The organism is Photobacterium sp. BZF1, assembly GCF_014349205.1.
GTDB lineage: Bacteria > Pseudomonadota > Gammaproteobacteria > Enterobacterales > Vibrionaceae > Photobacterium.
In genome coordinates, this window is the sequence record NZ_JACSOF010000114.1 from 1 (window position 1) to 21733 (window position 21733).

The window sequence follows — 21733 nt, forward strand, 5'->3', positions numbered from 1 at the left end:
GTTTTGAATTAAATAAAAACTGGCTTTTTATTAAAGTCAGTTGCTTTTAATTATAAAAATATAAGTAGTTGGAGCTTATTGATGAGTAATAAATTGGCTAGGTTAACAACAAATAAAAAGGGAATAGATAAAAAATCTATCCCGATCCTCTTAGGCATCATGAGTGCCGGTGTTTTTTCAAGTAATGTACTAGCAGATGAACTAACGTACCTTGAAGAGTTGGGCAAACGGCTTTTCTTTGAGGATATCTCATTAAACCAAAATATGTCATGTGCGACTTGCCATGCTGGTAATGCGGGGGGGACCACAGGGGACTCATCTGTAAATGAAACCGATGTAGCGGTAACGGGCTCAGATGGCGTAGGCGTCGGTAATTTGAAGCCGCCGACTAACCAGTACGCACAATTCCTCAAAGAAAATTTCGAAGTCACTGGTTTGGTTAATTTTGATGTTGCTTGTCCTCCTCCTCCAGGCGCTCCTTTCCCTGCACCGTGTGGAGGGGCATTTTGGAATGGGCGGGCTGAAGGTAACTTGATTGAAGCATTTCATAATATCGATCCGTTTTCAGGCGTCGGAAATGAATACGAAACTATGTACCGTAAGTACATAGGCCCACTATCTGATCAGGCTCATGCCAGCCCGTTTATCAATCCAGTTGAGCAAGCTCTGCCAACTAAGCAAGCTGTTTGTAAACAAGTCAGAGATGAAACTATATGGGGCGATCAGCTGTATGAGTATGCTTGGGGCACAGGGATTAAGTGTGGCAAGAAGCAAATTGATAGAACTTTTGCCCGCTTTGCAATTGCCCTTTCTGCCTGGCAGATGTCCAAAGAGAACAATCCTTTTGATTCCAAGCGAGATATCGCCTTGAGAAACGATGCTGATGGTAAGTTCCCATTGGATGACTTTACGGATCAGGAAAACCATGGTCACGATTTATTCTATGGGTTAGCCGGGCCTGGTGTTGATCGTCCTGGATTTGGCGGGGCTCGTTGCTCGTTCTGCCACCGCAGTGATTTCACCAACCTTGGTGAAGGAGAGTTAGAGCGTTACACCAATGACAGATACTTCAACATTGGTGTACCAAGGAACCATAATATTCCCGGCGATCCTTCGGCTGATATTGGCCTGGAAGCGGTAACGGGTAACCCGGGTCATCGTGGTGAACATAAAGTGCCTACGCTGCGTAACGTCGACAAACGCCCGCATGCTGGGTTTGTTAAAGCGTACACCCATAATGGTTATTTCAAGAGCTTAGAGCAACTCGTTCATTTCTATAATACGGCAAGCATAAAAGCACAATGTGCGCCGCATATTACAGAGGTGGAAGATGCTATTGCCAATAACTGTTGGCCTGAGCCAGAAATCTCAGATAATTTCGCCGGTTTCGGTGTGGGTAACCTTGGTTTGACACCAACAGAAGAAGCAGCTGTTGTAGCTTATCTAAAGACTTTCAGTGATGAGAGTTCAGTACAGGCCCCTGGCAGGTACCGCTTGCATATTATTAACGAAAGCCGTTTGCAGCATGAGGATGATGGCAGTTCGGCTGGTCCATTTGGTGGATTAGAAGATAGGGCGAGAAGTTCGTTTGGTCGCTTTTAATTAAGCTAACCAGTTAGCACCAGTATAAGTACCCGAGTTGCAATAGTTGTAACTCGGGTATTTTTACATAATTGGGCTGCAGTGAACATTAGCTTTTCGCTGTTAGTTTGAGGTACTCGGCCTCGGTGTAGTAATCGGCCTTTTCTGCCCTATCGAGGAATACCATGCCGTTGAGGTGATCCAGCTCGTGCTGGAAAATCCGGGCAATGAAGCCTTCCATCTGGGTTTTGACTTCCTTGCCGTCCAAGGTGTCATAACGCACTTCAATGTGAGAGTGACGGTTGACCAGGGCGCGGATCCCCGGAATGCTCAGGCAGCCTTCCCAGTCTTTTTCCATGCTTTCGCTGGCCCAGGTGATCTCCGGATTGAGCATCAGGGTTGGCTCCATCATAGGCGCATCGGGATAGCGTGGATTAGGGCGGGATGCCACGATAAACGCACGGATGGACTCGCTGACCTGCGGCGCGGCGATACCTACGCCATTACTCTCCAACATCTTTAGTTGAAGGGCATTGAAGAAAGGAGCGAACTCCTGATATTGGGCAGCCGACAGTGGTGTGGCGTGCTCGCGCAACACTGGGTTACCCAGTTGGGCGATGGTGAGCGTTTCCATGGTGCTAGTCCTTTTCACGGTTTCTCCGTAAAGCTTATAGGGCGATAGGAAAAGCGGCAATAGGCGAGAGGGCTGCGCTGATAATTTGATTGTAATGATTTGAAAGATAACAGGCTCTATGAAGAGCCTGTTTATAGGTTTGAGCTTTGGTTGGGGGATTGGTCTGATGAACTTACATCATCGCAAACAGCAGGAATACAATGGCGCAGCCAACCAGCAGTACCAACGGGTAGGCTTTGCTGCTATGCGGTTCTTCCTGCGGTTGTTCCTGCATTGCTGCCGCTGCGATCGGTTCAGCATCAGGGCTGGTGGTGGTTGCTTGCTCAGCGTCATCTTCACCATTTAGTTCACCTGCGCCAAACAACGCCATCACCTCAGCTTGGGTGCGTGCAGCCAATAGCTGGTCCCTGAAATCATCGTCAACCAGTGACGAGGTTAGGGTGGTCAGCACCTCCATGTGGGTCGAGCCGGCTTCTGCTGGCGGGATGGCCAGCAGGAAAATCATATTGGCCGGCTCGTCGCCATCGAGGCCCTGCCACTGCAACTCGTCTTTGACAAAGGCGCAGGCAAACACCGGCTCGGTGACGGCTTCGGATTTACCGTGCGGCACGGCGAGGTATTCGCCAAGTGCGGTCGGGCCTTCCTCTTCGCGTTTTAGCACTGCATCAAGGAACATCTGGCGGTCAGTCAGCTTGCCGGCCTGATCGATTTTATCGGTCAGGGTTTCGATAGCGGTAATTCTGTCATCGAATACGGCATCGAGCATGATCAAATCAGGTGAGGTTAGTTGGGCCAGTTTCATGGTCTGCTCCTTATTGTTCATGCTGCTGTTTGGCGTTAGGTGCCAGCCAGATAAACTGGTACGGTGCCAGTGTTGGCTCTGCAGTGAAGGCTTCACCGCTGATCAAATCGGTCCCGCCCTGCGCCAGTTTTACTTGCTGGGGTTGGCTGGTCAGGTTGAGAACATAAGTAACGCGCTCTTCGCCTTCACCACGGATCAAACCAAACGCGCCTTTGCCTAGGTTTAATACGGTTTGCTTGGAAAGCGGTGAAAACGCACTGTGTTGCTGGCGAAGGTTGAGCAGCTTGATCATTTCACCGTATACCTGCTGGCGCAATGAACCTTGGGTATTGAGCTCTTCTTCCAATTCGCCGAGGCTGAACTTTTCACGGTTGATTCGGCGGTTGATGCCGGATGTTTCCATGCCCGCAATGTCATTCTCACTGCCGAGGAAGCTGTGGTAGTAGATCGCCGGTACGCCGATAAACGACAGCAACAGAGATTGCGCAGCAAGGAATTTGCGTGCCTTGTCATGATCTGTGTCGCTTGGCTCGGTGATCGCACTGAGGTAGTTGATATTGAGCTCGTACGGTGACTGGGTTCCATCTCCATTGTGCTTGTAGTTGACCCTGCCGCCCTTGCGTTCCACTTCGCTGCACATGAACTGGCGGTCGGCATCGGTCAGGATCCCTTCGGTAGGGCGTACCCCAATACCGTCGTGGCTGGCAAGGAAGTTGAAATAGGTGGTCTGGCGCCCTGCGCTGAGGTTATCCATCGCCTCACGGGTTAGCCCTTTGGCCCACTGGCTCAACACTGTGCTGTCCTGTGACAGGAAGGCATGCAGGGTCAGTGGTGGCAGCGGGAACTGATAGACCATATGGGCCTCGTCACCGTCGCCGAAGTAAGCGACGTTTTCCGGATGGGGTACATTGGTTTCGGTGATCAGTAGCGTGCCGTTGGCAGCGATATCCAGTACCAGGCGCCACAGCTTGATGATGTCATGGGCCTGAGGTAGGTGGATACAACTGGTGCCGAGTACCTTCCAGATAAAGCCAATCGCATCGAGACGGATAGAGCGGCCGCCGTTGGCTGCATACATCAGCAAGATATCGATACTTTCCAGCAAGATTTGTGGGTTGGCGAAGTTGATGTCGATCTGGTCGTCTGAGAAGGTCGTCCAGACGTGTGCGATGTCGCCGTTGGCTTTGGTAAACGGCGTCAGTAGCGGCAGGGCACGGGGACGGGTGACACTACTGTAATCCAGGCTAGGGTCAGATTCGACGAAGTAATCCTGGTAGCGCTCATCGCCGGCCAGATAACCCTGGAACCAATCACTGCTCTTGGAGATATGGTTGATCACACAGTCGTACATCAGGTTGAAGTTTTCGGCAAGGGCATTGAGCTCGTCCCAATCGCCAAGGTTGGGATCAACCTTGCGGTAGTCAACCACACTAAAACCATCGTCCGAGGTGTACGGGAACATCGGCAGGATATGGATATTGCTGATTGCCCCTTTCAGGTATTTGTCGGCGAACGCTTTCATGGTTGCTAAAGTCGGCTTGCCGCGCTCACTGATGCTGTCGCCATAGGTGATCAGGTAGCTGGTGGTCTGGTCCACCCAGGCTGGGTAGGCAGGGGCCTTACCCTGCCATTTGTCGATAAGCGCAAGGATCTGCTTGGTGATCTGCGGCGCTTGCTCTTGGCCGTAAATTTCGGCTACTTTCTGGGTAATAGTCTGGGCAAACATTAGCAATTTTCCTTGTCTGAGGTTGTAGCAACCGCGCAGATCACACGCAGGTCGATGGTATTGTTCGGGGCAACAACAGGCTCGGCACCGGCAAGCAGTTGTTCGCGGTAGTTGACGATGGCGATATCGGCAAAACTGTCGAATTGCGACATATCCAAGGTGATGGCTTGGTCTGTTGGGTTGAATAGGCGCACAACCAATGCTTTGTCATCGTAGAAAGAGTGCGACACGCTCGACAGTTCAAGCTCTTCTTCAATCTTCAGCAGACTAAATTGTTTGGCCATTGGCTTTGCATCAAAGCGGACCTGGAAGCGTTCGAGGCGGTTCTCAAAGCTGTTGAGACGTTGGCTCTGGTAGCAAAACGGCTGGTTGAGGTAGTCGGTCTCCAGTTCGCGGATCGTCTGGTGTGATGCCGTCTCTGTCATGGCAATGGCAAAACTGAAGCGCATGGATTGCTGCAACTGGGCATCTGGCGTGTATACCACGGTGTTGTTGATCCCCGATGCACGCCCCGGACGCCACAGCAGATCATCCTTGCCTAGGTAACCAACTGCCTTGAACAGGGTCAGGGCAATTTTATCGTGCTGGCTGTTGTGGGCGTTTTTGAGGATTTGGTATTCCTTGATCCCGCGACCGTTGATGATAAGGGCTTTATTTTGTTGAGTTTTGCTTTGGTTGGCAGACCCATTGGTGATGGCAACAGCACCCTCAGTGGTTTCGATATCGACAGGACATTCGCGATAGCGATCACGCCAGTTTTCTTCAGCGTCAAATAGCACTGGGGCAACCGGGCGCTCGATAGTCGCGAACGGCAAGGTACTGATAGAGCTAGCGGTAATAATGTCGCTGTTGATTAGTACCCTTACCCGGTGGTCTTTGACATGGTTGATGGTGTCAATGTCGACTTGCAGGTTGCGCTCGCCGTGATGCAGGGTGAACGTCAACTTGAATACGATTTCGCTGTTGGCATCGCCCTGGCGACGGTCTTCCAAGTCGTGCGGTACCAAAATCCGGCTTTGCAGGGTCATTTGCTGCATCAGTTCACCGCGCTGGCTGCCAAGCAGTGACAGCGGCTGGGAGTAAAGTGGTGTATCGCCTTCCAGCGGTGAGAAATCATAGGAGTCACCATCATCGGCCTGGTTTTCAAACTGGATGAGGTTGGTGATGGTACGACCGGTTTGTTTGTCAGTCAGGGTTAGCTCGCCGTTATCCAAACCAAGGCTCAGGCGATCGTTTTCGATCTGGGTTGAGGTATCGATGTTGGCTATGCTCATCGTACTTGCTTCGCAAACTTGCAGGGTCTGGTAGCCCAGTGCTGGGATAGCATTGAGTTTGGCTTTGAGCTCGAAACGGTAATATGGCGGGACTGGGACTTCTTTCTCGCCGTCCTTGGTAACTTCGATAACCTTGCCGCCATCGAGCGTGTCGCGTTTGACTAACTCAGTGACTACCGTTTGGCCGCTTTGCTCCAGCGTAATATCGGCAAAGGTGCTGAATACCACGATATCTACGATGCCGGAATACGGTTTGATACGGTTGTTGAATACCATAACCTCGCTTTCATCACACACCTGGCTGGCAATATCCTTGACGATCAGGTTATACAGGCCGTGGCAGATCTCCTCCGCTTGCTTGAGGCGGTGCATGATATCGGCATTGGTGGCATCGCTGTTACAGCCACCCATACTGTCGTGGGCATGGCATTCGATGATTTTCTTCCAGGCGATATCGACCAGTTCGGTGTGGACGGTGATACCGTGCGCCTTGGCAATCGCCATGACCAGTTCGAGTTTCTTCAGCAGGAACTGCTCGATGTCGAAGTTGAGTTTCTTGATGTCGTAGCGCACCGAGCCGATAGTTTTATGGATTCGGGTATAGCGCGGGATCTTGAATTCACCCCTGTAGGTGTCGAAATCGCTGCTGTTGTGACGCAGGTAATCGACGTAGTCTTCCATCGACGAAATCACATAGGTGTCACCGGCAGAGCTGCGCTCGGTCGCCTTGGCGAGGGTGTCTGGCAAGTTAGGGTCGATATTGACCTGATCGCCACCGGATGGGATCAGTACCTCGTCCAAGCCGGCAAGGGCTTTGATTTTCTCGACCATAGGGAAAATCTTGTTGTCGAGGTGGGCAGGCTCGGCCACGATATTTTTCGCCGCGCCATAGCCGTGCACCAGGTTGTAGGCGATGATGTCGTCGCCGCCCGGTGACTGCCAGAAGAAGTTTGAACGCTCGACTTGTTGTTCGTAGTCGATACCGCGCCAGAAGATGATATTGTCAATTCCGCAGCCCTTGAACAGGGTTGGCATCTGGGCATTGTGGCCGAAGGTATCTGGCAGGTAGCCGACCGTCATGCTGTGGCCAAGTTGCTCGGCGACATGCATGCCGTATTTAAGGTTACGGATAATCGATTCGCCAGCAACGTTGAAAGTATCGGTTTGGGTGTACCAAGGACCGATGAACAAGCGTTTGTCGCTGACCAGTTTTGCCATGCGCTCGCGCATGTGCGGCATTACTTTTAGGTAGTCTTCAACAATGGCTGATTGTCCATCAAGGTGATAGCAGCTGTAGCTCGACTGGCTTTCCAGTGTCTCGATAACCTTGGTGAAATTATAGGTAGCAAGCACATCGCTGTCTTGCTGGGTGAAGTACCACTCACGGTCCCAGTGGGTGTGGGGAATAACATGCACTTTAGCCATGCTGACTTCTCTTCTTTGGTTTAATTCGGTATGACAGGGGCAGAGTTCACCACCCCCTATATTTCTTGCAGCTCGCCGTATAGGAAGCCTGCTGTAACGGGTTTATTAACTAGCTCTGTGGCTAGTGAGCGCCTTTGGGCTGTGGTTTGGTGCAAAGCAGCAAGGCAATGGCGATAAAGCTTGAGCCGGCAATGACCGAGATGGTGTAGCTCACCGGATCAGAGGACAGGAACCAACCCCACACTGCTGGCAGTGGCAGGCTTTGCCATACATTCAGTACGACGGCCAATTGGGTGCCGATAATCGAGCCGAGGATCATAATCGGGATCATTTTCGGGTTTTTCAGAATGAACGGGATAGCCCCTTCCGAGATACCGATAAGGCCGAGCATCAACGAGGTTTTGCCGACGGTTTGCTCTTCGCGGCTAAATACGCGCGGGCGGAATTTGCCATCAAGCAGGGCAGCGATACCGACACCGATAGGTGGAATCACGATACCGAGTTCGCGGGCAATCAGGTCGAAGTTTTCACCCATGCCGTTAAGGCCAAGGGCAACCGAGCCAGCCGCTTTGTTAATAGGGCCACCCAGGTCAAAGGCGGTACCGGCAGCAATCACCATCGAGTAAATGCCACGGCCTGCGTCACCAGCCTCGGTGAACAGCTTGACCATTGCCATGTTGACTGCACCGAAGAATGGGTTGATCACGTACTCCATGGTTAGCACCATCACGACACCGCTGATCAGCGGTACCAGCAGCATGGTTTTCAAGGTTGTCAGTTCGGACTTCACCTTGATGGTGTCGTTGAGGTAGCGGACCAGATAACCAATCAAGAAACCGATGGCAATGGCACCGAAGAAGCCCGAAGGGGCCCATACTTCGATACCGAAGAAGCGTTTGTAGACCTCGTCGCTCATCACCCCGCCGATAAAGGCAGGGACCAGCGCGGGCTTGCCGGCAATGGAGTAGGCGAGATAGGCGGCGAAGATTGGGTACATGAACTTGATGGTCATGAAACCAAGGCGGTCTAGGGTTTCGACCGGGGTACCGGAGATATCAACGAACTCACCGGTGATCTTGGCGACGGCCATCAGCAGGCCACCGAGCACGACAACTGGCAGCATGTAGCTGATGCCGGTCATGATGTGGCCGATGAACACCTGGTAGGCAGAGCGTTTTTCCTGGATTGGCAGGACAGCGCCGGAATCAGATTTGTCTTTCTCCCTTTTCATGGCTTCCGGCAGCAGGACATCGACATGCTTGATCAATTCTTGAGTACGCACCTGCAGCGGGTTGGCATTGTCAAAGCGATCCATATCCATAATCGGTACGTCGACAGCCAGTACAACAGCATCGGCACTGGCAATGTCGTGGGCGGTCAGTTTGTTTTTGACCCCGTCACTGCCCTGCGTTTCTACTTTGACTTCATAGCCTTGCTTCTCAGCCCAGCTCTGAATCTTCTTTGCCGCCATAAACGTATGGGCGATACCTGTTGGGCAAGCCGTTACTGCGACCAGTTTTTTCTTCGCCATGGTTTCATATCCATTGTTCTAAACTGTGGACAGTATAAAAAGCGGCGATCGGCAAGCGTTATGGTTTCTTGGTACAAGGTGCGTATGACGATACTTTTGAGAGCTTACTCACGGATTTTCATCCGTTGTTCGCGATTAAATACGCCCATCCAATGACGTGATGACATCAATTACATGAATACCTTCCGTGGGACCGAACGCATTATCTATGAATTTATTATTAGCCACGCCAAGCAATTGGGCGAGATCTCGGCCAAGGAGATAGCAGCCAAGGCGTTGACCACCACGACTTCGGTCAACCGGGTGTGCAAGAAAATGGGTTATGCCAGCTATACCGAGTTGCGCTACAAGCTAGCGGCAGACTTGGCCGGCCAGCGCTCGCCATCGGAAGATGAAGGGCAAGATCAGGCCGTCATTGCCAAGCTGGCATCCGGCCTCAAGGCCACCAATGTGGTCTACCTTTACTCCCGCGGTGCATCGATTGTCAGTGTAAATTACTTGTCGCGTTTCTTGTCCCTCGCCAATATTCCCCATTTGGTGATCACCGATATTCACCAGCTCACCATGGCAAACGCGGGTATCTTGGTACTGATCAGCAAGTCGGGAGAAACCAACGCGGTGGTGGACATGGCCCACAACGCCAAGCGCAAAGGTATGAAGGTATTCTCGATTAGCCTACGAGGTTCGACCTTGAGCCAAATTAGCCATCTCAATGTGAATCTGGAAGAGCAGATAGATGGGATCTCGCTGTACAGCCGCGAGAGCCAGCTGCATATACTCGAGGTAGTGGATAAATTGGGAGAGCAGTTGCTGACGTAGATAGGCGTAAAACTGTTAGTCCACCTGCTGTTTTGCCAACCAACCGGAAATAATTTCAAAAACGTGCGAGTACATCCATGTAACTCCAACCCGCCGTCCATGGCGGGTAGGTTTTGAAATCATTCCCGATAGGTTGCCTGACCATCTGATCGCTTGCAAAGCAGGGGTTCTTTCTAATCATCCATGCACATGATTAGCACTGCGGCGAAAGCCAGGAAGGCGGTCATCATCAGGAAAACATCGTTGTAGGCCATGATGGCGGCGTCGCGCTGCATGGTCGTTAACAGTGTAGCCTGAGCCTGCTGCATCGCGGTGCTGGCATCGCTACCTGCCTTGATGAAGAAATCACTCTGTTGCAGCAACTGCTGCCAGCCATTGGTACTGACACTCGGTAGTGATTCCTTGATGTGCCCGAGGTGCTCCCGGGTTTTGTTGTCGAGCAATGTGGCGATAATCGCGATACTGAATGCCCCGCCGAGGTTACGCATGACATTGGTCAGGGTCGATGCATCCGGCGTGTCTGCTTTGCTGATGTGCTTCATTGCCACTAGAGACAACGGCACCATGATAAACGGACTCCCGATAGCACGTAGTACCATAGAGAGGATTAGTTGCTGTCCGCCGAAATCCACTGTCATATGGGTGTTGACGTAGCAGCTCAGGCCAAACATGGTAAAGCCAAATGTCACCAAGTACTTAGGTTTGATGAACTGGACCAGCTTGGGCACGATGGGGAACAGCAACAGCTGCGGGAACCCCATCCACATCAGCACTTCACCGATCTCCATCGCGTTGTATCGCTGGATCTGGGTCAGGTACAGCGGCAGGACATAAATAGAGCCCAGCAGTGCCATACCGAGGATCAGATAGGCCAGGCATGACATGGCAAACTGCCTTTCACGCAATAGCCGCAGGTTGACCAGAGGTCTGTCGTGTTGCAGTTCATTGATGATGAAGTACACCAAACTGACACCCGAGATAATCGCTAGGGTGACAATAAAGCTCGAGCTGAACCACTCTTCGCGGTTACCTTCTTCCAATACCACTTCCAGGCAACCCAACCCGAGTGCCATGGTGACAATCCCGAACCAGTCGGCTTTGAGCAAGGTGCCGAGGTTTAGCGGTTCGTCATCGAGGCCGTAGCGGATCATGGAAATGACCAAAATCGCCGGCGGGATGTTGATATAGAAAATGTAATGCCATGACAGGTTTTCGGTCAGCCAGCCACCGAACGTCGGTCCGATGGACGGGGCAAACGTGGCCGTAACACCGAACAGTGCCATACCGACTGCACGCTTCTGGATTGGCAATAGCTGGATAACCAGCGAGAACGCCAAGGGGATCAGGGCTCCGCCACTAAAGCCCTGCATGGCACGGAAGACAATCATCGAACTCATGTTCCAAGAAAGCGAACACAAAAAGGATGACAAGGTGAAAATCGCCGTGGTCCAAGTCAGGTAGCGGCGTTTGCCGAGGGCTTTCGACAGCCAGCCACTGAGCGGTATAGCAATCATCTCTGCCACCAAATAGGAGGTGGAGATCCACGAACTCTCATCCAGAGTGGCAGACAGTGCCCCTTGAATATCTTTGAGCGAGGAGTTGGTGATCTGGATATCCAAGATCGCCATGAACGCGCCAATTAGACCGCCGAACAAGGCGATCCAATGGCGGCGGGGCACATGGAGCGCCTCGCTCTCAACAGCCTGAGTCTGTTGCTGTTGGTTGGTTGTGATATCAGCGCCCATGACTTAGCCCCGTGTATCAACGGTCGCTACCACCGATAGGCCGGGGATCAAGCGACCTTTGAGAGCCTTTGGATCAGGAATGGTAATTTTTACCGGTACCCGCTGGACTATCTTGGTGAAGTTGCCGGTCGCGTTTTCAGGCGGCAAAAGTGCAAATTTCGCACCGGTGGCCGGAGAGAAGCTATCGACTACACCTTGTAATGGCTGGTCGGGGAAAGCATCCAGTTCGACGGTAACGTTTTGGCCTTTGTGGATCCCGCTTAGCTGAGTTTCCTTGAAGTTGGCTTCAATCCATACATTGGTAGTGGGCACCAAGCTCATCAATGGCATACCCGGTTGGACATATAAGCCAACACGAAGGCTGCGTTTACCCACGATACCGTCAACAGGCGCATAGATATTGGTGTAGGCAAGGTTGAGTTCGGCCTGTTCTAGTTGCGCCTGCGCTTCGGTGACTGCGGCTTCGGCCTGTTTGATTTGGCTGGCGATCACCACAAGCTGATCTTTGGCACCCTGGAAGCTAGCGTTAGCTTCTTCGAGTTGGGCTGCCGTCACCTTCTGGTGCGAGGTCATGCTATCGAGCTCATCCTGTGATGAGTAGTTGCGTTTGAGCAGGCTGCGGGTGCGGGCGACTTGTTGCTTGGCGCGGTCATACTCGGCCTTTGCGGAGGAAATTTGGCTTTCGACCTGGCGGATTTGGGTCTTTTGTAATTGCTCTTGGGCATGGAGGTTGTCGATGGCCGCCTGACTTACGGCTAAATTAGCCTTGGCTTGATCCAATGCTGCTTCAAAGTCGCGGTCATCGATTTTGGCCAACAGATCGCCCGCTTTGACCTGCTGGTTATCGGAAACAAAAGACTCGGTAATGTAGCCGCCGACTTTGGGGCTGATATTGGTGATATCACCTTGCAGGTAGGCATTATCAGTCGATTCGAAGTACTGGCCATAGCCAAACCAGTAGCCAGCGCCGAGTGCGCCGAGCGAAAGCATGATCAAGGTAGCGATTAATGGTGCTTTTTTCTTATTTCGCTTGGGAAGTGCCGCAGGTGCGGTTGGTGACTGGTTAGAATTGGCTGCTGCAGGCGCTTGGGGATGATCGGCCATTTTACCCTCTATGTCTTATAAGAATTGGCTTTTGGAAAGTGTTTCAAATTGTAAATGATCTGGATTGGTTGATAAGATAAGAAAAAAGGGAAACACTGTTGCACAAATCTTACTAATCAAAAAAGGCTGGGCTGTGATGGACTTGAATTCGGTAGCGATTTATTCACAAGTTGTTGATTGTGGCAGCTTTACCCAAGCTGCTGACGCTCTGGATATGACTAAATCGACAGTCAGCCGAAAAGTTGCCGAGTTGGAAGAACACCTGGGTGTGCGCTTGATCACGCGCTCGACCCGAAGTTTGATCCTGACGCCGGAAGGGGAAGCTTTTTATCAATCGTGTGTGCAGATGCTGGAAATCATGGGCCAGGCCGAATTGGAAGTCAGTGCTAATCAGGATTTGATCCGTGGCAGGCTATATGTGGTGATGCCAGTGGAATTGGGCCATCAAGTGATGGGCGGCTTTCTCAATGCCTTTTTGAAACAATACCCGCATGTCTCCCTGCATGTAGAAATGACCAACCGCGAAGTCGATATCATCGGTGAAGGGATCGACCTTTATGCCCAGGTTGGCGAGCTGGGTGATTCCAGCCTGGTGTCGAGAAAACTCACGGAATCCCGCCGGGTACTGGCAGCCAGCCCGGAATACCTTGAGCAATACGGTATGATCACGAGCCCTCAAGATCTCAAGCCGCCGCATCATCAAATCAAGATCCACAACAAGGCTGTGAAAATGCCCAACTGGCACCTGATGCATGAAGGGGGGGAGGTCAGTATTGATTTGCCTTACCGGTTGAAGGTAAACACCATTACCGCTTCTTTATCGGCGTGCTTGGATGGGTTAGGTATAGCCGTACTACCCGAGTTTATTTGCCGTGAACACTTTGCCTCAGGTAAGTTGATTCAACTTTTACCGCAATGGGATATGCCGCTGGTGCCGGTCAGTTTGGTATACCCGCAGCGGAAATTGATGCCAAAGAGGCTGCGGGTGCTGGTGGATTTTTTGGTAGAGCAGTTTGAGCAGAGGGTGAAAAAGCAATCCCCGGGCACAGCGGCTAGCACAGAGCCGCGCTAGTCCGGTGCAGGGAAGTCAATCATGTATTCGAACGAGACCCGTGAGTTAAATCTAACCTGATTTAGTTTGAAGCGAGTTGTTGCTCGATGCTTGCCTCTGGTTCGGATTCAAGCTCGACATTGGCTAAATCATCTACTTCGGCATCAAGGATTTCATAGCCCTTGAGCTCCATGCAGCGGCGCAACACCAAAGACTGGGTCTGGGTCGCTTTGACCGAGCCAACTGCCGCCCCGGTACCGGCACCAAGCGCAAGACCCCACACCATGCTCTCGCCCATACCGACATCATCCGTCAGCAAGCCGCCAAGCGCACCTGCGGCAGTACCGATCAGTGCCATATTGGTAGCACTGGTTCGAACAGCTTCACCTTTATCAACTTCTTGCGTTTTCTGGCGGCACTCTGCCAAGTCTTGTTCATACTCGAGTTGGGTTTTGTCATGGGAACCAACAACGGGTGCTGCATTGTATGAACAGGCAGAAAGTAAGGCGGTACAGATTAGCAGGGCGATATTTTTCACAGGTCTGTTTTCACTGGCCAAGAAAGTTGGCCGCTATGGTAGGGGGAAAATCAATGCTCTTCAATACAGTGTTTTTTATTTTTTGTATCCTAATGCTAATAGAGTAAATAACGATCAGCTTGTCGGATATATTTACAATGTAAATTGAATATTGTTGTCTACATACGATGACGGTAACCGACAGTAAAGGCAATGTCGGTACTGTTATCCATATTGAAGACATTTTCGATCATCGACAACTCGACCGCTCCACGCTTGGTGTGATAACGATACCCAAGTAAGAACTCAGTAGACGGCTTGCTCAAGTCCGATGTCGCATCGCTGGCCCCTTCATACACATGGACCTCGGTGAGAAAGCGGTGCTTGGGGCTGATTTGGTACTGATAACTCACGCCAGTGGCAAAAGCGAATTTGTTGTATTTTATCTGGGCCAGCACTTCGTCATTATGGCGGTAGGAAACGCCAAGCAAAGTGTAGATACTGTGTTTTCCGGTCCGGTAGCTGTAATTAAGTTGTAGGGCTTGCTCGAAGTTACTGGTTTTGAAAGGTCCGCTACCGACATAGTTGAAGTACAGTGACCCGCCAACGGATAAGCCATGGTGCTTGTTCTCTACTATTTGGTAGCTGGAATAGAGAGAGAAAGCATTGCTGATGGTTTCCCCTTCGAAGTCATGGATCTCCACACCGTACTGCGGGACCGAGATATCAAAGGAGTGGTCATCCACTTCATCGCGGCCATTTTGGCCGATCCCGAACCAATCGTGGAAAGCCTTGGTCAAGGTATCTAACCGGTTGTTGGCGGCAAAACGCCAAGTGTAATCAAGCTCCAAAGCCCATTGGTTGTTCAGTTGCCAATAGCCGCCAATCGAAAGGTCGTTTTGGTAATAATCGGCGCTGTAGTCTTCGGTGTGGGCCCAGACACTGGCAATGGTTCCGGTAGCATAAAGCTCGACAGTATCAGGTGCATGGCTAAAGCCCGATCTGACCAACGGTGTTAACGCATTCGATTGCAGGGGCGATTGGGCATAGGTTTTCAGTGGGCCATAATCGGCAAAGCGCTGCTCGTTACTGGCTTGGGCGTCACCAGCGAGGCCACTAAAAGTAAGGGTGAGAGTAACAGCAATAAATACTGAATGTTGCTTATTGTTTTTATCCATAGGGTGCCGATGCAGGTGTAATCTTGTCCTTTGCACCGCTGTTATACGCAATCTTGCTGTCTCTGCGCTGAATATGTAACAAGGTAATACAAAGGTTTTCAAGATATTAAGTACTCAGTATAGCTCCCCGAAAGGGGTACGCTGGAGCAACTCTGGTACATTTTGTTGTTTTAAACAGTACGGAACTAATATCACCCCCCTAACTGGGTACAAAGGATTCTGAACGGGATAACCTTTCGTCGATGGCAGAAAGCGGTAGCAACATCGATGAAATGCCAAAATAGCCAAGGAAGTCTTCTTCTTTGGCTATTTTTACAGCTTTTTTGACAAACCTTGAGCTTACAAAATGATGTGAGGTAGGTAGCGCGACATATCTTGGGTGATCCGCGAGCGGTCTTCGCGGATGGATATCCCGCCGGCCTGATCGTCGACCAGCCAACTGCCGATCAGGGTATAGGCATTGTTGAATTTTGGCAGAGGGTGGTAAGCCTGGTAGATCACCCCTTCATCACCATAAGGCCCATCGACACGTAAGGTCTGCTTGCCGTCTTCTACTATGGTGATATTGGCCCCTTCACGGGCAAATATTGGCTTGATGACATAGTCCTTGAGGTCACTAAGGCCTGGGTCATCGGCAAAATAGGCGGGTAGTAGGTTCGGGTGCCTCTTGAACTTGTGCCACAACATGGGAAGCAGGGCTTTATTGCTCAGTACTGATTTCCACATTGGCTCCAGCCAGTTGATGGCATTGGCTGGCAGGTATTTGGCGTACTCTTCACGCAGCATAAATTCCCACGGATAGAGTTTGAACATCCAGCGGATGGGCTTATCACTCATATCAGTAAATTCTTTCTTGCCGTTGATGCCGATATCTTCAACAAACACAAATGATGTCGATAGCCCTGCTTCCTTGGCGCAGTCTTCCATATATTGCACCGTGCCCCTGTCTTCGACGGTGTCTTTGCAGCAAGAGAAGTGAAGGGTCTGGCCCGGTTGCTGACGAGAAAGTGTCTTGAAGCGCTCGATCAGCAGTTCCTGCAAGAGGTTGAACTGATCGGCATCGCGGCGGATTGCCCCGCTGTTGACCATATCTTCAAGCCATAGCCATTGCCAAAAACCGGTTTCGTAGAGTGAGGTTGGTGTGTCGGCATTGTTTTCATACAGCTTGGCAAAGCCGGTGCCGTCATAGGCAAAGTCGAGCCGGGAATAGAGTGAGGGTTCTTTACTGCGCCATGAATCAAGGATGGGTTGCCACATCGCCTCTGGGATCTGGAATCGCTGCAACCAATATTCGTTAGCGACGACCTCGTCGACAACTTCGAGGCACATCTGGTGGATTTCCTCGGTGGGATCTTCTAGGTCAAGTTCAATCTGTTGCAGGGTGAACTGGTAATAGCCAGTTTCATCCCAGTAGGGTTCACCGTACATGGTGTGAAAGCCGAAGCCATATTCTTTGGCAAGCTCTCGCCAATGGGGGCGTTCTTTGCTGTTGATCCTTAACATGTGCTTTCCTGAACCGTTCGAAGAGGCATTGCTGCCCAGTATCGCATGGGATGAAGCGAAATTAAGGCAGTAGTGACGAAAATTTAGAGATGGGGCACTATCAGTTTGGCTGGGGGAGGGTACAGCAGGTGGATGAGTTAAAATATAAACAAACTGATGCTTTAAGGTATTTATTTACCGCAATTTGCATCTTGTTACACACTACATCTCCTGTACATATTTTACGCGAGCTAGATTGATGTATGTCACATTTTTGTCTGTCGCGCGGGGTATAGTAGCCCCCGTTAAATTCAGGTTGCATGCTTCGTACCTGTAAGGTTTAACATCACTACAAATAATCGTTCGGGTAAGTTACTGGTAAATAGTTATTGTTCACCGTTCCTTGAGTAAGCCACTTGGCCAGCCAACCTTTTGCTTTAACTTGGTGCTTACCCATTTTTTTCCTTTCTCTTTTGCTCCTCCTGTTGAACTGCTGCCCGCCCGCAAGCGGACAGGCAACCGTCTCCTTTGATTTATTGCTGAGCTTTGATCCAGTTCTCAATACTGGTTTCAACCACCTCCATTGGTTGATCGCCGTATTTCAATAACTGGTCATGGAAGGCAGCCCAATCGAACTGGCCGCCTAACTCGCTCTGTGCCTTATCCAGCATTTCCCTGATCACTAGGAAGCCAGATTTGTATGAAACCGCCTGGCCGACATAGGCCGCGTAGCGGTAGCTCTCTGACTCAATGTCACCATCACCTAGTGCGGAGTTGGCATCCATATAGTCTTGGGCTTGCTCTATGCTCCAGCCTTTGGCGTGGATGCCCGTGTCAACGGCCAAGCGCATATTGCGAAGCTGGGCTTCGTTGAGGCTACCGAAGTATTGCAAGGCATTGCACTCTTCCGCATCGGTATAAATACCGCCTTGGAAGGTGGTGTAGTCGAGATCGAGTTTGCACATACCGGTGGCATTAACGAACGTTGGCTTGCCCCCCTCGTTAAGCTCGCCATATATGCCCATCTCCAGTCCTAGCCACTCAGTGTAGAGCGCCCAGCCTTCGGCATAGGCGGTGTACCAGACGTTCTGGATATAATCAGGTTTGTCCGCTGGCGGGTATTCAATTGAGTAGGCATTTTGGAAGTGGTGCCCTGGTGCGGCTTCATGCAGCAATAGCGTTGAGACATTCCATTTTTGCAGGCTGTAATTCGGGTTGGTGTTAAGGTTGAACTCGTTGTTACCGTATGAGCCAACCCCGTCATACCCTTCGCGGTTCGCAGGGATAGGGACAATGGTGTAATCGGTCTTGATTGGCTTGAAGTATTTGGCGACAACGTCGTTGGCGTCATGCTTGAAGGTGTTGTAATCGACCAGGGCAGATTCGCAGGCGCTTTGGTCGGAGGCTGCCTGACAAAGTTCTGCATATTCAGTACCGGAGACATTCTTACCATCACGGCCAAAGAAGAACTGTTCTGTGTTGAGGTAGTCGAAGAACTCATTGAGGTTGATATTGCCGTTTTGATCCAGCAGGTTGAATTGCCTCTCACTGACAATGCCACTATTGCTATCACGCCAGTCAGCGGTTGGGGTTGCACCCCGTTTTTTGACCACAAGTTCGGCCACGCGGATCATTTCGGCCTTGGCATCGGCCACCAGATCCTCGCCAAGTTGGCTCAATTCCATAGCAGGTTTACCAGTTGTGCTGTTGCGGTCCAACTGCCATTGGTACCAAGCCTGACCGTTCGGCAGGTCGCCCCAGCCGATATTGGTATCGTCTACTGAGCCTGTCCCTCGGGCACCATTAACATAATCAGTCTTGAGGAAGCCAACTAAGCTGCTAACAGCATTGGCGGCATCGTCTGTCGCTTTTTCATATTCAGCGATAAAGCTATTGTCATATTGACTGCTGTGACTCTCGATGTCTTGCAAACCCAAGCGAAGAAGACCATAAGGGTCACTACCCACGACCAGGGCTTTTTCCGTACTTTCTACTAAGCGGTTGGTCAGCACGATAGGTAGACGGGCCTTATCGATAATTCCCATGGCATATTGCGAGTGTAGGTTATTGGTCCAGGCGGTGAACTCCCGGATCACTTGAAGGTGTTTTTGGTAATCTTCTGGCGTTTTTTGGACTGCGCCAGCTGTGGTGGCATTCCAATCGATGTAGTTGTAGAAGTGGGTGATCGGGATATCGAAGTTACCGAACCGTGGGTTGGGTAGTGATGCGCCACGGATTGCGATATTGCGGTCAAACTGGAAGGTGTCGTAATAGATTTTATCTTCGTCAGATAACGCACTTCGGTCAACACTCTCTAGCTTGTCCAGATACATACGGTCAACAGCCTGGCGAGAGCTTGCCATCTGGTCGGTGACCTGGCCGAACTCGGTGCTGTCCAGGGTGTTGATGGCCTCTTGGTAGTCGTCAAACACAGAGCGCATCTGTCGAGCGGGATCTTCAGTTTGTTTGGGTTGCTCGACGTAGGTGGTTTCATCATTACAGCCGGCAAGAGCTGTTAGAGTCATGATGGCAAGGGCAATAGGGCGCAATTTGTTAGTCTTCATTATATTCCCTCATAGAATTTGATCGTATCTTGTTTTGTTGTTATCCCGTGGGATGCTAAGAGGGTAAAGGTTTTATCTGTGAGGGTGTTGAGAGGCAGATCACGGCAATATCGCCTGTTTTTTTATGCGCAATTTGCATAATGTTCTGATATGGGTAAGTGGTGTCTTTCTATTCTTTTAGCAATGAATTTTCCTATAAAGCTAGAGTGTTGCATGCATAGTTGTGCGTCTAGGTGAATGTTTGCTCGAAGCAAGATTTGGCTGTGTTTGGGCTCAAGATCATGGTTTGGTGTAAAAATGCTCTTTCGGTGGCGAAAAGTATTCATTTTGGGAATGAATGAGTGCGTAGATGCTTATAAAGAGAGAAGTTGCTCGCTTGAGCACATGATGAAGTAGGAAAGAAAAGGTCTCTTCAATTCGTTGGTTAGTGATGGTAGGAGGGAAAGAGACCTTTGTACCAATGGCGGACGCTAATTTCACGTAATGGGTACTAACATCCCGAAGGAATGCAAGAGAAAGAGTATGCGATCTATTTAGAGTAAAAAATCTAAATGATGAATAAGTGAACAATTATCTTTGCGAGCAAAATACTGCGCCTGTCGTGAAATGGTAAGTCTACCGACATCGAAGTGGTTACTATTTAGCCAAGTCAGGGCGAGAGCCCATCAGTTAATAAAAAGCCATTTGTGAGGTAGATTGTGAATGCTCAACAATTCCTAGTAACACTCCCGGGCAAAAGCTCAATGGATACATTCATTAAAGCGATGTTGTTGCTGCTGGTGGTGTACTTCTGCTACCAAATTTTGCAGCCTTTCTTATTACCCATAGTCTGGGGGGCCATTATTGCCATCGCCCTGATGCCTTTGGTCAAAGGGTTGATGAAACGCTTTTCGCTCTCCCAGGGCAAGGGGAGTATGTTGGTGACGCTAGTGGCGCTTGCAGCCTTGCTGGTACCAACAATATGGTTCTCCGGTGCGGTGTTCAGCACTACCCAGGAAGTTGCCACCTCGGTAACGGAAGGCACTTTGGTGATCCCTCATCCAGAGGCATCGGTAGCGGAAATTCCGGTTGTCGGTGAGCCGCTGCATAAAGCCTGGAGCCTATCGGCGACCAACCTTGAAAGTGCATTGGAAACGTATGCGCCACAAGTAAAAGCTTTTGTTTCTAGTGGTTTATCAGCGGTTGGTAGCCTAGGTGGCAGTGTTGTTCAGTTCATCATTTCAATTTTGATTTCAGGTGTGGTGATGAGCAATGCAGGACGCTGTAAGGCGATGGCGAACAAAGTTGTTTCGCGTCTGTTGGGTGACAAGGGTGAAGAGTATGTTGGTCTTTCAATTGCAACAGTTCGCAGTGTGGTTCAGGGCGTAATTGGTGTTGCGGTTATCCAGGCGGTATTGGCTGGATTGGGTATGGGTGTTGCAGGTGTACCGGCAACAGGTTTGTGGATGCTTGCGGTATTGATTCTGGCGATTATCCAACTACCACCAATTTTGGTTCTAGGTCCGGTGATGGCATACCTGTTCGCAGTAGAGACAACAACCGTTGCGGTACTGTTTACAGTGTGGGGTATCCTGGTAAGTGCGAGTGATGCAGTACTGAAACCAATGTTGATGGGCCGTGGTGTAGATATTCCGATGTTGGTCATTCTACTGGGTGCACTGGGCGGTATGATGATGTCAGGTATTATCGGGTTGTTCGTTGGTGCGGTGGTTCTGGGTCTAGGCTATAAACTACTGATGACTTGGTTAGAGCAGGCAGACAGCACCGAACAAGAAGTTACCCAAGCGGCACTGCCGGTAGCAGCAACAGCTTAAGAACTCAGGCATTAACATATAGAGAAAAAGCTCAATACTCTCGGGTATTGACCTTTTTTGTTTTGTCTGTCCAATCGAGGCGGATGGATGTTATATCGCCTCGATTATTTCGCTTCTTCTGAATCTTTCTCTTCTTTATCGCAACCCCATTCGCAAGGCAGTTCGATAAGAATATCCGACAGTTGGTTTGGCTGGAGCATTTGTTCTGGGGCGATATTGAGTTGGTTGGCCATGGTTTGGTTGAACAGCTGCCAATGGTTCAGCAGGCATTGATCTTCGCTTTCAACTTCCCAAGTCTCGCGCAAAAAAGGTTTCATGCTGGCCGCGCCATGGGCATACATCATCATTTGCCATTTCATTTCCCAAACCTTGACTGGTGTGGTGGGGAAATCTTTGTTGCAGCGTTCGACCACTTCGTTCACTAGCTTTTCAAGTTCGCCATTACTATCGAAGAAGTAATCCATCAGCACATCTCCCTGCCTTACC

The 21733-nt window shown here is 50.5% G+C and carries 15 protein-coding genes and 1 pseudogene; 4 read left to right on the forward strand and 12 right to left on the reverse strand.

Annotated features, from left to right (window positions below; translation table 11 throughout):
* Positions 1–81: 81 nt before the first annotated feature.
* Positions 82–1602 carry a cytochrome-c peroxidase gene (locus tag BIZ37_RS21520; RefSeq protein ID WP_187463256.1) on the forward strand — a complete coding sequence of 507 codons (1521 nt, stop codon included), beginning with the start codon at positions 82–84 and terminating at the stop codon, positions 1600–1602.
* Positions 1603–1690: 88 nt separating this feature from the next.
* Here BIZ37_RS21520 and def read toward each other — a convergent pair whose 3' ends face one another.
* The 5 genes from def to BIZ37_RS21545 all read right to left on the reverse strand — a co-directional run bounded on the left by def (position 1691) and on the right by BIZ37_RS21545 (position 8973).
* A complete protein-coding gene (gene def / locus BIZ37_RS21525) occupies positions 1691–2233 on the reverse strand; it encodes a peptide deformylase (protein WP_370577455.1) in 543 nt (180 codons plus the stop codon).
* A 154-nt stretch (positions 2234–2387) separates the two neighbouring features.
* Positions 2388–3017, reverse strand: a complete 630-nt coding sequence (locus tag BIZ37_RS21530; RefSeq protein WP_187463257.1) for a fructose PTS transporter subunit IIA — start codon at positions 3015–3017, stop codon at positions 2388–2390.
* Between the two features lie 10 nt (positions 3018–3027).
* Positions 3028–4743, reverse strand: a complete 1716-nt coding sequence (locus BIZ37_RS21535) for an alpha-amylase family glycosyl hydrolase (protein ID WP_187463258.1) — start codon at positions 4741–4743, stop codon at positions 3028–3030.
* Positions 4743–7442 (reverse strand): glycoside hydrolase family 38 C-terminal domain-containing protein, encoded by a 2700-nt coding sequence (locus BIZ37_RS21540; protein WP_187463259.1) that lies wholly within the window; start codon positions 7440–7442, stop codon positions 4743–4745. Before BIZ37_RS21540 ends, BIZ37_RS21535 begins: the two co-directional genes overlap by 1 nt.
* A gap of 121 nt (positions 7443–7563) precedes the next feature.
* Entirely contained in the window at positions 7564–8973 is a 1410-nt protein-coding gene (locus BIZ37_RS21545; protein ID WP_187463260.1) for a PTS fructose transporter subunit IIC, read from the reverse strand.
* 174 nt (positions 8974–9147) lie between these two features.
* Here BIZ37_RS21545 and BIZ37_RS21550 point away from each other — a divergent pair, with 174 nt between their 5' ends.
* A complete protein-coding gene (locus BIZ37_RS21550; protein ID WP_187463261.1) occupies positions 9148–9792 on the forward strand; it encodes a MurR/RpiR family transcriptional regulator in 645 nt (214 codons plus the stop codon).
* 173 nt (positions 9793–9965) lie between these two features.
* Here the strand turns inward: BIZ37_RS21550 and BIZ37_RS21555 are convergent, their stop codons facing one another.
* A complete protein-coding gene (locus tag BIZ37_RS21555) occupies positions 9966–11537 on the reverse strand; it encodes a DHA2 family efflux MFS transporter permease subunit (protein ID WP_222939775.1) in 1572 nt (523 codons plus the stop codon).
* 3 nt (positions 11538–11540) lie between these two features.
* Entirely contained in the window at positions 11541–12527 is a 987-nt protein-coding gene (locus BIZ37_RS21560) for an HlyD family secretion protein (RefSeq protein ID WP_255526855.1), read from the reverse strand.
* Positions 12528–12777: 250 nt separating this feature from the next.
* On the opposite strand from BIZ37_RS21560, the gene BIZ37_RS21565 reads away from it, so the two are divergent.
* Positions 12778–13713 carry a LysR family transcriptional regulator gene (locus tag BIZ37_RS21565; RefSeq protein ID WP_187463270.1) on the forward strand — a complete coding sequence of 312 codons (936 nt, stop codon included), beginning with the start codon at positions 12778–12780 and terminating at the stop codon, positions 13711–13713.
* Between the two features lie 61 nt (positions 13714–13774).
* On the opposite strand, the gene BIZ37_RS21570 is transcribed toward BIZ37_RS21565, so the two are convergent.
* The 4 genes from BIZ37_RS21570 to BIZ37_RS21590 all read right to left on the reverse strand — a co-directional run bounded on the left by BIZ37_RS21570 (position 13775) and on the right by BIZ37_RS21590 (position 19433).
* Positions 13775–14230 carry a glycine zipper family protein gene (locus tag BIZ37_RS21570; protein ID WP_187463263.1) on the reverse strand — a complete coding sequence of 152 codons (456 nt, stop codon included), beginning with the start codon at positions 14228–14230 and terminating at the stop codon, positions 13775–13777.
* A 158-nt stretch (positions 14231–14388) separates the two neighbouring features.
* Positions 14389–15387, reverse strand: coding sequence for a DUF3187 family protein (locus tag BIZ37_RS21575; protein WP_187463264.1), 999 nt, complete (start codon positions 15385–15387; stop codon positions 14389–14391).
* 339 nt (positions 15388–15726) lie between these two features.
* Positions 15727–16890: a glutathionylspermidine synthase family protein gene (locus BIZ37_RS21580; RefSeq protein ID WP_187463265.1), complete on the reverse strand. Its 1164-nt coding sequence runs from the start codon at positions 16888–16890 to the stop codon at positions 15727–15729.
* Between the two features lie 512 nt (positions 16891–17402).
* Positions 17403–19433 carry a DUF885 family protein gene (locus BIZ37_RS21590; RefSeq protein WP_187463266.1) on the reverse strand — a complete coding sequence of 677 codons (2031 nt, stop codon included), beginning with the start codon at positions 19431–19433 and terminating at the stop codon, positions 17403–17405.
* A 743-nt stretch (positions 19434–20176) separates the two neighbouring features.
* Between BIZ37_RS21590 and BIZ37_RS21595 the strand changes: the two genes are divergently transcribed.
* Entirely contained in the window at positions 20177–21247 is a 1071-nt protein-coding gene (locus tag BIZ37_RS21595) for an AI-2E family transporter (RefSeq protein ID WP_187463267.1), read from the forward strand.
* Positions 21248–21351: 104 nt separating this feature from the next.
* Here the strand turns inward: BIZ37_RS21595 and BIZ37_RS21600 are convergent.
* A pseudogene (locus BIZ37_RS21600) lies at positions 21352–21733 on the reverse strand (TetR/AcrR family transcriptional regulator); the annotation flags it as partial.

What these genes read in the sequence shown, in the direction of transcription:
- BIZ37_RS21520 (WP_187463256.1), top strand. Translation starts at nt 82, where the DNA reads ATGAGTAATAAATTGGCTAGGTTAACAACAAATAAAAAGGGAATAGAT.
- BIZ37_RS21530 (WP_187463257.1), bottom strand. Translation starts at nt 3,017, where the DNA reads ATGAAACTGGCCCAACTAACCTCACCTGATTTGATCATGCTCGATGCC.
- BIZ37_RS21535 (WP_187463258.1), bottom strand. Translation starts at nt 4,743, where the DNA reads ATGTTTGCCCAGACTATTACCCAGAAAGTAGCCGAAATTTACGGCCAA.
- BIZ37_RS21540 (WP_187463259.1), bottom strand. Translation starts at nt 7,442, where the DNA reads ATGGCTAAAGTGCATGTTATTCCCCACACCCACTGGGACCGTGAGTGG.
- BIZ37_RS21545 (WP_187463260.1), bottom strand. Translation starts at nt 8,973, where the DNA reads ATGGCGAAGAAAAAACTGGTCGCAGTAACGGCTTGCCCAACAGGTATC.
- BIZ37_RS21550 (WP_187463261.1), top strand. Translation starts at nt 9,148, where the DNA reads ATGAATACCTTCCGTGGGACCGAACGCATTATCTATGAATTTATTATT.
- BIZ37_RS21555 (WP_222939775.1), bottom strand. Translation starts at nt 11,537, where the DNA reads ATGGGCGCTGATATCACAACCAACCAACAGCAACAGACTCAGGCTGTT.
- BIZ37_RS21560 (WP_255526855.1), bottom strand. Translation starts at nt 12,527, where the DNA reads ATGCTTTCGCTCGGCGCACTCGGCGCTGGCTACTGGTTTGGCTATGGC.
- BIZ37_RS21565 (WP_187463270.1), top strand. Translation starts at nt 12,778, where the DNA reads ATGGACTTGAATTCGGTAGCGATTTATTCACAAGTTGTTGATTGTGGC.
- BIZ37_RS21575 (WP_187463264.1), bottom strand. Translation starts at nt 15,387, where the DNA reads ATGGATAAAAACAATAAGCAACATTCAGTATTTATTGCTGTTACTCTC.
- BIZ37_RS21580 (WP_187463265.1), bottom strand. Translation starts at nt 16,890, where the DNA reads ATGTTAAGGATCAACAGCAAAGAACGCCCCCATTGGCGAGAGCTTGCC.
- BIZ37_RS21590 (WP_187463266.1), bottom strand. Translation starts at nt 19,433, where the DNA reads ATGAAGACTAACAAATTGCGCCCTATTGCCCTTGCCATCATGACTCTA.
- BIZ37_RS21595 (WP_187463267.1), top strand. Translation starts at nt 20,177, where the DNA reads ATGGATACATTCATTAAAGCGATGTTGTTGCTGCTGGTGGTGTACTTC.